The organism is Corynebacterium sp. HMSC059E07 (assembly GCF_001814395.1).
GTDB classification, from domain to species: Bacteria; Actinomycetota; Actinomycetes; order Mycobacteriales; family Mycobacteriaceae; genus Corynebacterium; species Corynebacterium hesseae.
This window is the reverse complement of record NZ_KV816325.1, coordinates 39,002-51,265: the sequence shown is the minus strand read 5'-3', so window position 1 is coordinate 51,265 and position 12,264 is coordinate 39,002. Positions and strand designations below refer to the sequence as shown.

The following is a 12,264-nucleotide window of genomic DNA, read 5'->3' as shown; positions in this document are numbered from 1 at the left end:
CGGTTGAGGGTGGCTCTGAGTCCCAGCCTAGGCCGCTACCGGTTGTGGCGTGCTGTGCTTTGTGGTCGCCGTGTAGGCACGCACGCCGATGAGGGAGAGCGCGGCCAGCACCGCGGTAACACCAGCGAGGGTGTAGAGGCCCGTCGGGGTCCAGCCTGTTTCGAGGAGGTAGCCGGCCAGGATAGGCGCGAGGGTGGCGCCGACGCGGGCGATGCCGATGGCGGCGCCCGTTCCCGTGGTGCGCAGTGCGGAAGGGTAGGCCTCTGGGGTGACGGTATAGAGGCCGGAGATGCAGGCGTTGAGGCTAAGGCCTACGCCGACACCGAGGGCAAACATGAGGGTGGGCACGGCGGTGGAGTTGATGAAGCCGACGAGGACGACAGAGGAGACAAGACAGAAGGCGATGAGCAGCGGGCGGGCGTCGATGCGCGTGGTAAATAGGCCGAAGAGGATGGCGCCGATAGCCCCGCCGAAGGAGAGCATGATGCCGCCGATGATGCCTTGCTGGGCGGTCAGGCCCTCGGCGGTAAGCAGCTTCGGGGTCCACTGTGAGGTGAAGTTGTAAGCAAACATGATGAAGCTGAACGCCAGCCAGAGCTTGATGGAGGTGCGCAGGAACTGTGGGGAGATGAGGTCCGTGTAGGACGCCTTGTGGCTGGTGCGGGGACGGACGCTGACCTCGCCCTTGAGGCCGAGTTTGGCGGTGATGGTGCGCACGGCGTCCATGCGGCCGCGGGCGGCGAGGAAGTCGGCGGACTCGGGGACGACAGCAACCGTGAGGAGAAGGGCCACGACGGTGAGTGCTGCGCCGACCCAGAAGATGGGCTGCCAGCTATCGAAGGTTGATGCGATAACACCGCAGAAGGAGGCGCCAAGGCCGTAGCCGGAGGCGTAGATGGCGACGGCCAGTCCGCGGAAGCGCAGGTTGGAATACTCGCTGACGAGGACGGTGACGCAGACGAGGACGCCGCCGACGCCAATGCCGGTGATGAGGCGGAAGATGAGGAGAAGGCTGAACGTTGGCGCGAGGGTGGTGAGAATGAGGCCGACGAGGTCGATGATGAGTGAGACGGTAATCAGCGTGGTGCGCCCGAGGCGGTCAGCTAGCGGCGCGAGAAAGAAAGAGCCGAGGCCGATACCGATGAGCGCGGCGGAGAGGAGCCAGCCTAGGGAGGAATCGGACAAGGCGAACTCTTCGCTGACAGGTCCGGCGCCGAAGGCCATGGCCACCATGTCGTAGCCGTCGAGAGCGTTGAGGAAGAGGGCGATGGCGATGATGAGCCACTGGCGCGCGCCCATGGGGGAGCGGTCGATGAGTTCGCGGATATCCATGAAAGTCTTTCTGCTGATGGAGAGGTTTCGATGTAAGTTAGTGAACCGCTCTGTCTATGTCCATTAACTGCCGTTTTAAATTCAGTGGCGCGCCGCCGCGCGAGGAATAGCGCTCGGGTCTGGGCGGTTTACTAGAGTGGAATAGACTGCGGTAAAATCGCTCCACCCAACCCCAGAGAAAAGAGTTGAAAGGCCTTCATGGCACGTATGCAAGAAAGCGCTGACCTGCTCAAGTGTTCCTTCTGTGGAAAGAGCCAGAAGCAGGTGAAGAAGCTTATCGCCGGCGGCGGCGTCTACATCTGTGACGAGTGCATCGAGCTCTGCAACGAAATCATCGAGGAGGAGCTCGGCGCGGCTCAGGCTGAGGCGAACGAAGAGAAGGAAATGCGCCTTCCGCGTCCTTCGGAGATTTCGGCTTTTCTGGATAAGTATGTCATCGGCCAAGACCAGGCCAAGCGCGTGTTGTCGGTGGCTGTGTACAACCACTACAAGCGCATTAAGGCTGAGGAAGCCGCGGGCTTGGAAGGTCGTCGGAAGAAGACGCAGGATGAAGAAGTGGAGATTGCCAAATCCAACATCCTGATGCTGGGCCCGACGGGCTCCGGCAAGACCTACCTGGCGCAGACCCTGGCGCGTTTGCTCGACGTCCCCTTTGCCATCGCGGATGCCACGAGCCTGACCGAGGCCGGTTACGTGGGCGAGGATGTTGAGAACATCCTGCTCAAGCTGCTGCAGGCTGCGGACTTTGATGTGGAGCGCGCGCAGCACGGCATCATTTACGTCGATGAGGTGGACAAGATCTCCCGCAAGTCGGAGAACCCCTCGATTACCCGCGATGTGTCCGGTGAGGGCGTGCAGCAGGCGCTGCTGAAGATCCTCGAGGGAACCGTGGCGGCCATTCCGCCGCAGGGCGGGCGCAAGCACCCGAATCAGGAGTTCATCCAGCTGGACACGACGAACATCCTCTTCATCGTGGCCGGTGCTTTCGCGGGCTTGGACAAGGTGATTTCGGAGCGCGTGGGCAAGAAGGGCGTGGGCTTCGGCGCCAAGCTGGAGACCAAGGATGAGAAGGAATCCGTCGACTTCTTCTCCCAGGTGCGCCCAGAGGACTTGGTGAAGTTCGGCCTCATCCCGGAATTCATCGGCCGCCTGCCAGTTGTGGCCACGGTGGATAACCTGGACCGCGAATCGCTGGTTAAGGTACTGGTGGAACCGAAGAACTCCCTGGTCAAGCAGTACCAGCGCCTGTTCAGCATGGATGGTGCGGAGCTGCACTTTGAGGATGCGGCGCTGGAGGCAATCGCCGAGCTAGCACTCGAGCGCAAGACCGGTGCCCGTGGCCTGCGCGCCATCATGGAGGAGCTGCTCGTTCCCATCATGTATGACCTCCCGGACCGCGAGGACATTGCCAGCGTCCACATCACGCAGGACTGCGTGACTGACGGCGGCGAGCCGGAGTTCGTGTACTCGGATGAGGCGAAGGAATCCGCCTAAACGGCATCTTATAAGAGGCATCTTCACGGCTGAAGATGCCTCTTGCGCTGTCTAAAAGGCGTTTTCAGGCCTAAAAACGCCGTCTGTCAGATGCCATCTTCGTGCTGGGGGGCAAAGGAACCAGATGAGTGGGACCATTTAGCTATGGCGCGAGATCGTGACCTGGGATTATGCACGGGCCGGCGGGTAAATGGTTCCTTTACTGTGGTTTCATTGCCCGCCTGGTGCTGGGAAGAGGGTTCTACTCGTAGAGGTCCCGGGACACGTCGCCTTCGTCCTCGGTGGAGTAGACGTCCAAGGGCGCGGATTCGGCTTCCAGCTCGGTCTCGTTCTGCTTGAGGTAGGACTCAAAGCCAATGTCGGGGATGTTCGCCGTGAGGAAGGCCAGCACGGCATCGACGGCCATGCGGTGCAGACCCTCGGTGTTGTTGTGGGTGTGCATATCGATGTCGAGCAGATTGCTCATCATCGCGTGATTTGTCACCCGGTACATCGTCAGCGCCGAAATCAGAGTGAAGATATCGTTCGCAGAAATGCCCGGGCGGAAGGCGCCGGAATCTTGGCCCAGCATAAGCAGCCTGTCGAGGTGGAGGGAGATCGCTGAAACGTCGACAAGCGCGTGCGAGGACTCCAGCACACTGTGAGAGGACTCCATCGTCAGCATCCGGATGGCCTCCGGGTTGTCCACGTGCTGGCGGAACATCCAGTCCACCAAAGTGCGCACGCCCTCTACCGGGACCGCGGAATTGATTTCCAAGCTGCCCTCCGGAGGGTTGAGCCGCTGGGCAGCTGCAGCCAATGCCTGCTGGTAGAGGCCCTTTTTATCCCCGAAGTAGTAATGGATCATGCGCTTGGACATTCCAGACAGCTTCGACACGGTTTCGAGCTTGGTATCGGCATAACCGTGCTCAGAAAACTGCGCTATCGCAACATCGATCACGTGCTCAACAGAGCCGGAGTCGACCGTTGCAGTCTCAGTGCTCATGGAAAGTCCCGTCTAGTCGATGAATATGCGTACAGTTGTCCACTATGCCGAAAAAAGACGGCCATGGAGTTCAAGTGCAAAGAACTCGCATCTTTCGGGGGTAAAATCACACCCCATGGGGGCGAAAAACGGGACTAGGGTGGGGAAGTGAGTACCCAGCCGAAAGGATTCACACATGACTGCTTCTCAACCCGTCAAGATCACCGTGACCGGCGCAGCCGGCAACATCGCGTACTCCCTGCTGTGGCGCATCGCTGCCGGCGATGTCTATGGCAAGGACACTCCAGTTGAACTCGCATTGCTGGAAATCCCGGACGCCGTTGGTGCCGCTGAGGGCGTGGCCATGGAACTTAATGACTCCGCCTTCCCGCTCCTTCGCGGCATTACCGTCACCGATGATCCGGAGGTGGCCTTCAAGGACACCAAGGCCGCTTTCCTCGTGGGCTCCCGTCCGCGCACCAAGGGTATGGAGCGCGCTGACCTGCTGGAGGCCAACGGCGCCATCTTCACCGTGCAGGGCAAGGCGCTGAATGACGTCGCTGCGCGCGACGTCTGCGTCCTCGTCGTGGGTAACCCGGCCAACACCAACGCCTACATCGCCGCGAACAGTGCTCCGGACCTGGACCCGAGCCAGTTCAGCGCGCTCATGCGTCTGGACCACAACCGCACGCTGAGCCAGGTGTCCCTCAAGACGGGCGTGCCCACCGCGGAGCTGACCAAGGTTGCCGTTTGGGGCAACCACTCCGCCTCCCAGTTCCCGGACCTGACCTACTCCAACGCCGAGGTAGATGAGACCTGGTACAAGGAGGAGATGATTCCGAAGGTGGCCAAGCGCGGCGCCGAGATCATCGCTGTGCGTGGCCGCTCCTCGGCAGCCTCCGCAGCATCTGCCGCGGTAGATCACATGCACGATTGGATCCATGGCACCGAGGATTGGCGCACCGCCGCCATCGTTTCGGATGGCTCCTATGGCGTGGACGAGGGCCTCGTCGCAGGTTTCCCCACCGTCTCCCGCGACGGAAAGTGGGAAATCGTCCAAGGTCTGGAGCTCAGCGATTTCCAGAAGGAGCGCATCGAGGCTTCCGTGCAGGAGCTGCGTGAGGAGCGTGAGGCCGTAGCCCACCTGCTGAAGGGCTAAGCTTCCAGCACCAAGTTATCGATGAGCCGCACCGGCCCCACCTGCGCTGCAACCAGCGCCAAGGCGGGCCGGTGTTGTACATCTACGGGCTCGAGGGTGGCCGGGTCCACCACGGTGAGGTAATCCACCGTCACACCGGGGGAGGAGGTGAGCTGGGCCTCGGCTTCTTCACGTGAGGCGCCATCCTGCAGCGCGAAGAGCGCCTGGGATAGGGCGACCGCCTGCTCACGCTCGGCGGCACTGAGGCGCGCATTGCGGCTGGATTCGGCGACGCCGTCCGTTGCGCGCACGATGGGCACGCTGATGATGTCCAGCGGCACATCGAGATCCGCCACTAGGCGGCGGATGATGGCTACTTGCTGCGCATCCTTTTGCCCAAAATAAGCGCGGTCTGGTGTGACAAGGTGAAACAGCTTGCTCACCACGGTGGCCACGCCGTCGAAGTGGCCGGGGCGCGAGGCGCCTTCCAAGACCGAGCCCATCTCACCCGTGCGCACCCACACCCGCGGGGTACCGCCCGGGTACATCTCCTCCACGCTGGGGGCGAAGACCGCATCGACTCCCAATGAGTCCAGCAGCGCGGCATCCGCGTCGAGGGTGCGCGGGTAGGCGCGGTAGTCTTCGCAATCGCCCAGGTCCGTGAACTGGAGGGGATTGACAAAGACCGAGCACACCACGGTGTCGTTGTCTTCGCGGGCGCGGCGAATGAGGGAAGCGTGGCCGTCGTGAAGCGCGCCCATCGTGGGCACCAAGCCCACGGAGCCGGACGCTGCCGCGCGGAAGGCACGGAGTTCAGATTTAGTTGTGAGGATCTTCATGGCCAAAACCTTAGTCCTCGAAGGACTCCTCGGCGTTGGGGAAGGAGCGTTCGTTTACATCGGACACGTATTCCTTCGCGCCCTCCAGCAGCGCGCCGCGCAGATTCGCGTAGCGGCGCACAAAACGCGGCGCCTTGGGACCGCCCAGGCCGAAGGCATCGGTCCACACCAGAATCTGACCGTCGGTCTGCGCGCCGGCGCCGATGCCAATGGTGGGGATAGGCAGCTCCTTGGTCACCTGCTCAGCAAGGGCAGCCGGGACCATCTCCAGCACCACGGCGAAAGCGCCGGCCTCGGCGAGGGCGCGGGCGTCGTCGTGAAGCTTCTCCGCACCGGCACCCCGGCCTTGGACCACGAAGCCGCCCAAGGCGTGGACCTGCTGGGGCGTAAAGCCAATGTGGGCGCAGACCGGGATGCCGGCGGCGACAAGCGCGGCAACAATCGGTGCGCGCTCCGCACCGCCCTCCAGCTTCACGGCCTGCGCGCCGGTTTCCTTCATGACGCGCACCGCGGTCTCGAGTGCCTGGGAGGGGCCGTCCTCATAGGAGCCAAAGGGAAGGTCCACCACCACGAAGGCACGGGAGGTCGATGCAACCACCGCGCGGGCAAGGGGGATCATCTCATCCAAGGTGAGCGAGAGCGTGGTTTCGCGGCCCAGGACCACATTGGCCAGGGAATCGCCGACGAGCAGGAGATCTACCCCGGCTTCATCGAAGATTTCGGCGGTCATGCAGTCATAGCTCGTCAGGCACGCGAAGGCCTGAGAGTTTTCTTTAGAGCGGGCGAAATGGCGGGTGCGGAGACGGGCGCGGCGGCCAGGGTTGTGAGACATGCCCTTACTCTAGACACGGCGCTGGTGCCAGTTGACGCACAGGGTAGAGTTGGCCAGGTGACTGATCAGAATAAAGAGCAACTCGTTGGCACCAACCGCGCGGACCAGCTTCCCAAGTCCTGGGAGCCGCAGGCAGTAGAGAAAGACCTCTACGAAGGCTGGGTAAGCGCCGGTTACTTCACCCCGGATGCTTCCTCGGAGGCGGAGCCTTATTCCATCGTGCTGCCGCCGCCGAACGTCACCGGCCAGCTGCACATGGGCCACGCCCTGGACCACACTCTGATCGACTCCATCATTCGCCGCAAGCGCATGCAGGGCTATGCCACCCTGTGGCTGCCGGGCGCTGACCACGCCGGTATCGCTACCCAGACCAAGGTGGAGGCCCGCCTGCGTGAGCAGGAGGGCAAGAAGCGCTGGGACTATGAGCGCGAGGAATTTATCAACAAGGTCTGGGAGTGGAAGGAAGAATTCGGTGGCACCATCCAGAACCAGATGCGCGCCATCGGTGACTCGGTGGACTGGTCCCGCGAGCGCTTCACCCTGGATGATGGCCTCTCCCGCGCCGTGCAGACCATCTTCAAGACCCTCTACGACGAGGGCATGATCTACCAGGCTAACCGTCTGGTCAACTGGTCCCCGGTGCTGGAGACCGCGGTGTCCGATATCGAGGTCGTGTACAAGGACGTCGAGGGCGAGCTCGTGTCCATTCGTTATGGCTCGCTGAACGACGACGAACCGCACCTCATCGTTGCCACCACCCGTGTGGAGACGATGCTGGGTGACGTCGCCATCGCCGTCCACCCCGATGACGAGCGTTACGCCCACCTGGTGGGTAAGGAGCTGCCGCACCCCTTCCGCGATGATTTGAGCCTGAAGATCATCGCCGATGATTACGTGGACATGGAATTCGGTACCGGTGCCGTGAAGATCACCCCGGCGCACGATCCGAATGACTACGCGATGGGCCTGCGCCACGACCTGGACATGCCCACCATCATGGACACCACCGGCCACATCGCGAACACCGGCACGAAGTTCGATGGCCTGACCCGCGAAGAAGCCCGCGTGGAGATCCGCGAGGCGCTGCGCGAGCAGGGCCGCATTGTCAAGGAGATCCGCCCCTACGTCCACTCCGTGGGCCACTCGGAGCGCTCCGGCGAGCCGATTGAGCCGCGCCTGAGCCTGCAGTGGTTCGTGGCCGTGGAGAAGATGGCGAAGATGTCCGGTGACGCCGTCCGCGAGGGCGATACCACCATCCACCCGAAGTCCCTGGAGCCGCGCTACTTCGAGTGGGTCGATGACATGCACGATTGGTGCATCTCCCGCCAGCTGTGGTGGGGCCACCGCATCCCGATCTGGTACGGCCCGGAGGGCGAGGACGGCCAGCGAGATATCGTCTGCGTCGGCCCCGACGAGGAAGCCCCAGAAGGCTACGTCCAGGACCCGGACGTTCTGGACACCTGGTTCTCGTCGGCGCTGTGGCCTTTCTCCACGATGGGCTGGCCGGAAAAGACCGCCGATCTGGAGAAGTTCTTCCCCACGAACGTGCTGGTCACCGCCTATGACATTCTCTTCTTCTGGGTGGCCCGCATGATGATGTTCGGCACCTTCGCCGGCGCCCACACCCCGGAGCTGCTCGGTGAGGGCAAGGACGGCCGCCCGCAGGTGCCGTTCACGGATATCTACCTGCACGGCCTGGTGCGCGATGAGCAGGGCCGCAAGATGTCGAAGTCCCTGGGCAACGGCATCGACCCGATGGATTGGGTGCGCGACTATGGCGCGGACGCACTGCGCTTCACCCTGGCCCGCGGCGCGAACCCGGGCGTGGACCTGCCGCTGGCTGTCGATGCCGCTGCTGCCGGCCGCAACTTCGCCACCAAGCTCTTCAACGCCACCAAGTTCGCGCTCATGAACGGCGCGGGTGTGGCTGAGCTGCCGGCACGTGACGCGCTTACCGACGCCGACCGCTGGATCCTCGACCGTTCCGAAGAGGTCCGCGCCAAGGTGGATTCCTACCTGGATGACTACCAGTTTGCCAAGGCCAACGAGCTGCTCTACCACTTCGTATGGGATGAACTGTGTGACTGGTACTTGGAGATTGCTAAGACACAGATCCCGCGCGACTTCGATGCGGCGAGCGCCGACGAGCAGGCCACCGGACGCACAACCCAGATCGTTCTAGGCCGCGTGCTCGACCTGGTCCTGCGCCTGCTGCACCCGACCATGCCTTTCGTCACCGAAGTCCTGTGGAAGGCTCTGACTGGTGGGGAGACCATCGTCACCGCGCAGTGGCCTGCCCAGGAGCACACCAACGGTGGCGCGGAGAAGGATGAGGTGGCTGCCCGCCGCATTCAGGACGCCGACAAGCTCATCACGGAGCTGCGCCGCTTCCGCTCCGATCAGGGCGTCAAGCCTTCCCAGAAGGTCCCGGGCCGCCTCGACTTCGCCGCGGCCGACCTGCAGGAGCAGGAGGGACTCATCCGCAACCTGGCCAACACCACGGAGCCAGGCGAGGACTTCACCGCCTCCGCTTCCATCGAGGTGCGCCTGTCCCAGGCCACCGTCGAGGTCACACTGGATACCTCCGGCGCCGTTGACGTGGAAGCTGAGCGCAAGCGCTTGGAGAAGGATTTGGCCAAGGCCCAGAAGGAGCTGGACCAGACCGGCAAGAAGCTGGGCAACGAGGCCTTCCTGTCCAAGGCACCGGAGGCAGTCGTGGAGAAGATCCGCGTTCGCCAGCAGGTGGCCCAGGAAGAAGTCGAGCGCATCACCGCACGTCTGGAGGGGCTCAAGTAGTGGCGGAGGAGAAAGACCGCGAGGAATTTGAGGTCGTCGATGCCATCGCGGAGGGCACCGATGGTGGGCCGGTAGAAATCACCGACTCCGGCCTAACACTCAACCTCGGCGGCGAGGATGACTACGAGGAGGCAGCGCCCGAGCAGGCCACGCCGGAGGAGCTCGCGGAGCTGGCTCAGGTGACCGCGGAGCTCAACGCGCGCGCCCCGGAGACCATCATTGAGCCCAGCCTCGAGCGCATCGAGATGCTCATGGATCTCTTGGGCAATCCGGAGCGTTCTTTCCACGTCATTCAGGTCGCTGGCACCAACGGCAAGTCCTCGACCGCCCGCATGATCGATTCGCTGCTGCGCTCCTTCCATCGGCGGGTAGGCCTCGTCACCAGCCCGCACCTGCAGCTAGTCACCGAGCGCATCGGCATCGACGGCCACCCCATCCACCCGCGCGACTTCGTGCGCATCTGGCGCGAAATCAAGCCCTATGTGGAAATGGTGGATTCCCGCTCCGACATCCCCATGTCCACCTTCGAGGTGCTCGTGGGTATTTCCTACGCGGCCTTCGCCGATGCGCCTATCGACGTCGCCGTGGTTGAGGTCGGCCTCGGCGGCACGTGGGATGCCACGAACGTGGTCAACGCGGAGGTAGCCGTGGTCATGCCGGTTGGCCTCGACCACACGGACTACCTCGGGGATACTATTACGGAGATTGCTGGTGAGAAGGCCGGCATCATCAAGGCCCGCGAGCACGATGCCGAGGACGTGCTCACGCCGGGGGAGAACATCGCCATCCTGGCGGAGCAAGACCCGGAAGCCATGCGCGTGCTGCTGCAGCGCACTGTGGACGTGGGGGCCGGCGTGGCCCGCGCGGGCTCCGAATTCGCTGCACTGGAATCGCGCATCGCAGTGGGCGGCCAGCAGCTGAGCATCCAGGGCCTGGGTGGGATGTACGAAGACATCTTCCTGCCTCTGCACGGCGAGCACCAAGCCAAGAACGCGGCCGTGGCTTTGGCCGCGGTGGAGGCTTTCTTCGGGGCGTCGGCAGGCCACCCGCTCGACATTGCTTCAGTGCGCACCGGCTTTGCCAAGGCCATTTCCCCCGGCCGTTTGGAGCGCGTGCGCACCAGCCCCACGACCTTCCTCGACGCCTGCCACAACCCGCACGGCGCGAAGGCCCTTGCCGCAGCCCTCGACCGCGACTTCGATTTCGCGCGACTCATCGGCGTGGTGTCCATCTTCACGGACAAGGATGCAACCGGAATCCTCACTGCCCTCGAGTCGGTCCTCACGGAGGTCGTGATCACGCAGAACACCTCCCCGCGCGCCCGCGATGCCTATGAGCTGGCGGAGCTGGCCCGCGATATCTTCGGCGAAGAGCGCGTGTACGTTGAACCCGACTTGCCCAGTGCCTATACCCAGGCCGTTGAATTGGCGGAGGATGCCGACGTGCAGTCCGGATCCGGCATCGTGATTACTGGCTCGGTCGTCACTGCCGGTGACGCCCGCGCACTCTTTGGAAAGGAACCCGCATGAGCCCCCGCAAACCCGTCCCTGAGGATGAGATCGGCCCGCTGGGCTTGGGCCAGGCACCGGCGAAGGATCCTCTCAAACAGTTCGGCGGCATGGTGGTGGCGAGCTCCCTCACCATGGAGCTGATCACCCTGGTCCTCGCACTGCCGATGCTGTACAAGCTTTATGACGGCACCCTGTGGACCCCGTTCAACTATGGTGTGGTCATTGGTTTTATGGTGCTGCTCTTGGCGTCCTTCCCCTTCATGAATAAGCCGTGGATCGTCGGGGTGCAGATTGTCCTCCACGTCATCGGTATTGTGCTCGGTTTTATGGTCCACTGGTCCGTGGCAACCATCTTCATCATCTTTGCCCTGCTCTGGGCACTCGCGGCCTATATGCGTTCGGTGATCGTCGCCCGCATGGAGCGCGGCTACCTCACCACGCAGCACCTGACTGAGAAGTAGGTCGCTGCGGTGTACATCCGTCCGGAGCTGCGCGCGGGAGCGGCGGTCATGTCGCTATTCGATGCGACTAATCCGCTCATCCGCCGTGCCGGGCGCATCGTGCCAGCGCTCTGGCCCGCGCCCTATATCCAGGGCGTGCGCACTCGTCGCGTGAACAATGGTGACATCCACGCCACTATCTATGAGCCCGAGCACCCGCGCGGCGCGGTGCTGTGGATCCACGGGGGCGGGCTGCTCATGGGGCATCCGCGCCAAGACGTCAAGCATCTCAAGGAGACCGCTGCGGAAGTGGGTGTTACGGTCGTGGCTCCTCATTACCGCTTCGCCCAGGAGAACCCTTATCCGGCTGCGCTTGACGACGTCCACTCGGCCCACCACTGGCTCCTCACGCATGCGGAAGAGCTGGGGTTCAGTCCCGAGCGCGTGGTTATCGGCGGACAGAGCGCCGGGGGAGGGCTGGCCGCAGCACTCTGCCAGCGCCTCCACGATGAAGGCGGGGTTCAGCCAGCGGGACAGTGGTTGTTCTGCCCGATGCTCGATGACCGCACAGCATCCGCTGACCGCAACCCCATCTGGGACGCAGATTCCAACGCGCAGGCTTGGCGCTTCTACGTCGACGGTAATCCGGACGCGCCTTATGCCGTGCCCGGCCGCCGCGCGGATCTGTCTGGGCTACCGCCGGCGTGGCTGTATGCGGGCAGCAGCGAGCTTTTCTACGGCGAGATTATGGATTACGCCGAGCGCCTGAAAACTGCTGGTGTGCCTACACAGTGTGAGGTCGTAGAAGGCGGCGTGCATGCCTTCGAGCTGTGGGCTCCCCATACTGCGGCGGCAAAGCGCCTGCTCATGAGCTCTCGAGTCTGGCTGCAGTCGACACTCAACGCGCTAGACTAACGG

Annotated in this window: 10 protein-coding genes; 6 read left to right on the top strand and 4 right to left on the bottom strand. The window is 63.2% G+C overall.

Annotated features, from left to right (window positions below; all coding sequences use genetic code 11):
* Positions 1–27 precede the first annotated feature (27 nt).
* Positions 28–1,332: an MFS transporter gene (locus tag HMPREF2967_RS08150; RefSeq protein WP_070519460.1), complete on the bottom strand. Its 1,305-nt coding sequence runs from the start codon at positions 1,330–1,332 to the stop codon at positions 28–30.
* A gap of 198 nt (positions 1,333–1,530) precedes the next feature.
* Here HMPREF2967_RS08150 and clpX point away from each other — a divergent pair, with 198 nt between their 5' ends.
* Positions 1,531–2,826 (top strand): ATP-dependent Clp protease ATP-binding subunit ClpX, encoded by a 1,296-nt coding sequence (gene clpX / locus HMPREF2967_RS08145; protein WP_070519462.1) that lies wholly within the window; start codon positions 1,531–1,533, stop codon positions 2,824–2,826.
* A gap of 241 nt (positions 2,827–3,067) precedes the next feature.
* Here the strand turns inward: clpX and HMPREF2967_RS08140 are convergent, their stop codons facing one another.
* Complete coding sequence (locus tag HMPREF2967_RS08140) at positions 3,068–3,811, bottom strand: TetR/AcrR family transcriptional regulator (RefSeq protein WP_070519465.1); 744 nt, start codon at positions 3,809–3,811, stop codon at positions 3,068–3,070.
* Between the two features lie 175 nt (positions 3,812–3,986).
* Between HMPREF2967_RS08140 and HMPREF2967_RS08135 the strand changes: the two genes are divergently transcribed.
* Entirely contained in the window at positions 3,987–4,949 is a 963-nt protein-coding gene (locus HMPREF2967_RS08135) for a malate dehydrogenase (protein WP_070685985.1), read from the top strand.
* Here HMPREF2967_RS08135 and panC read toward each other — a convergent pair.
* Both panC and panB read right to left on the bottom strand, forming a co-directional pair.
* Entirely contained in the window at positions 4,946–5,767 is an 822-nt protein-coding gene (gene panC, locus HMPREF2967_RS08130; RefSeq protein WP_070685984.1) for a pantoate--beta-alanine ligase, read from the bottom strand. The genes HMPREF2967_RS08135 and panC overlap by 4 nt on opposite strands.
* A gap of 10 nt (positions 5,768–5,777) precedes the next feature.
* The gene (panB, locus tag HMPREF2967_RS08125; RefSeq protein WP_070565123.1) at positions 5,778–6,599 is read right to left on the bottom strand and encodes a 3-methyl-2-oxobutanoate hydroxymethyltransferase; all 822 of its coding nucleotides are present in this window, start codon (positions 6,597–6,599) and stop codon (positions 5,778–5,780) included.
* 57 nt (positions 6,600–6,656) lie between these two features.
* Between panB and HMPREF2967_RS08120 the strand changes: the two genes are divergently transcribed.
* Genes HMPREF2967_RS08120 through HMPREF2967_RS08105 form a run of 4 tightly spaced genes read left to right on the top strand, consistent with a single transcriptional unit; the run spans position 6,657 to position 12,261 of the window.
* Positions 6,657–9,395, top strand: coding sequence for a valine--tRNA ligase (locus HMPREF2967_RS08120; RefSeq protein ID WP_070685982.1), 2,739 nt, complete (start codon positions 6,657–6,659; stop codon positions 9,393–9,395).
* On the top strand, positions 9,395–10,924 hold the full coding sequence (locus HMPREF2967_RS08115) for a bifunctional tetrahydrofolate synthase/dihydrofolate synthase (protein ID WP_070685980.1): 1,530 nt from the start codon (positions 9,395–9,397) through the stop codon (positions 10,922–10,924). The genes HMPREF2967_RS08120 and HMPREF2967_RS08115 overlap by 1 nt, the downstream gene beginning before the upstream one ends.
* The gene (locus tag HMPREF2967_RS08110; RefSeq protein WP_070685978.1) at positions 10,921–11,367 is read left to right on the top strand and encodes a DUF4233 domain-containing protein; all 447 of its coding nucleotides are present in this window, start codon (positions 10,921–10,923) and stop codon (positions 11,365–11,367) included. Before HMPREF2967_RS08115 ends, HMPREF2967_RS08110 begins: the two co-directional genes overlap by 4 nt.
* Positions 11,368–11,376: 9 nt before the next feature.
* A complete protein-coding gene (locus HMPREF2967_RS08105) occupies positions 11,377–12,261 on the top strand; it encodes an alpha/beta hydrolase (protein ID WP_232770784.1) in 885 nt (294 codons plus the stop codon).
* Positions 12,262–12,264: the final 3 nt, after the last annotated feature.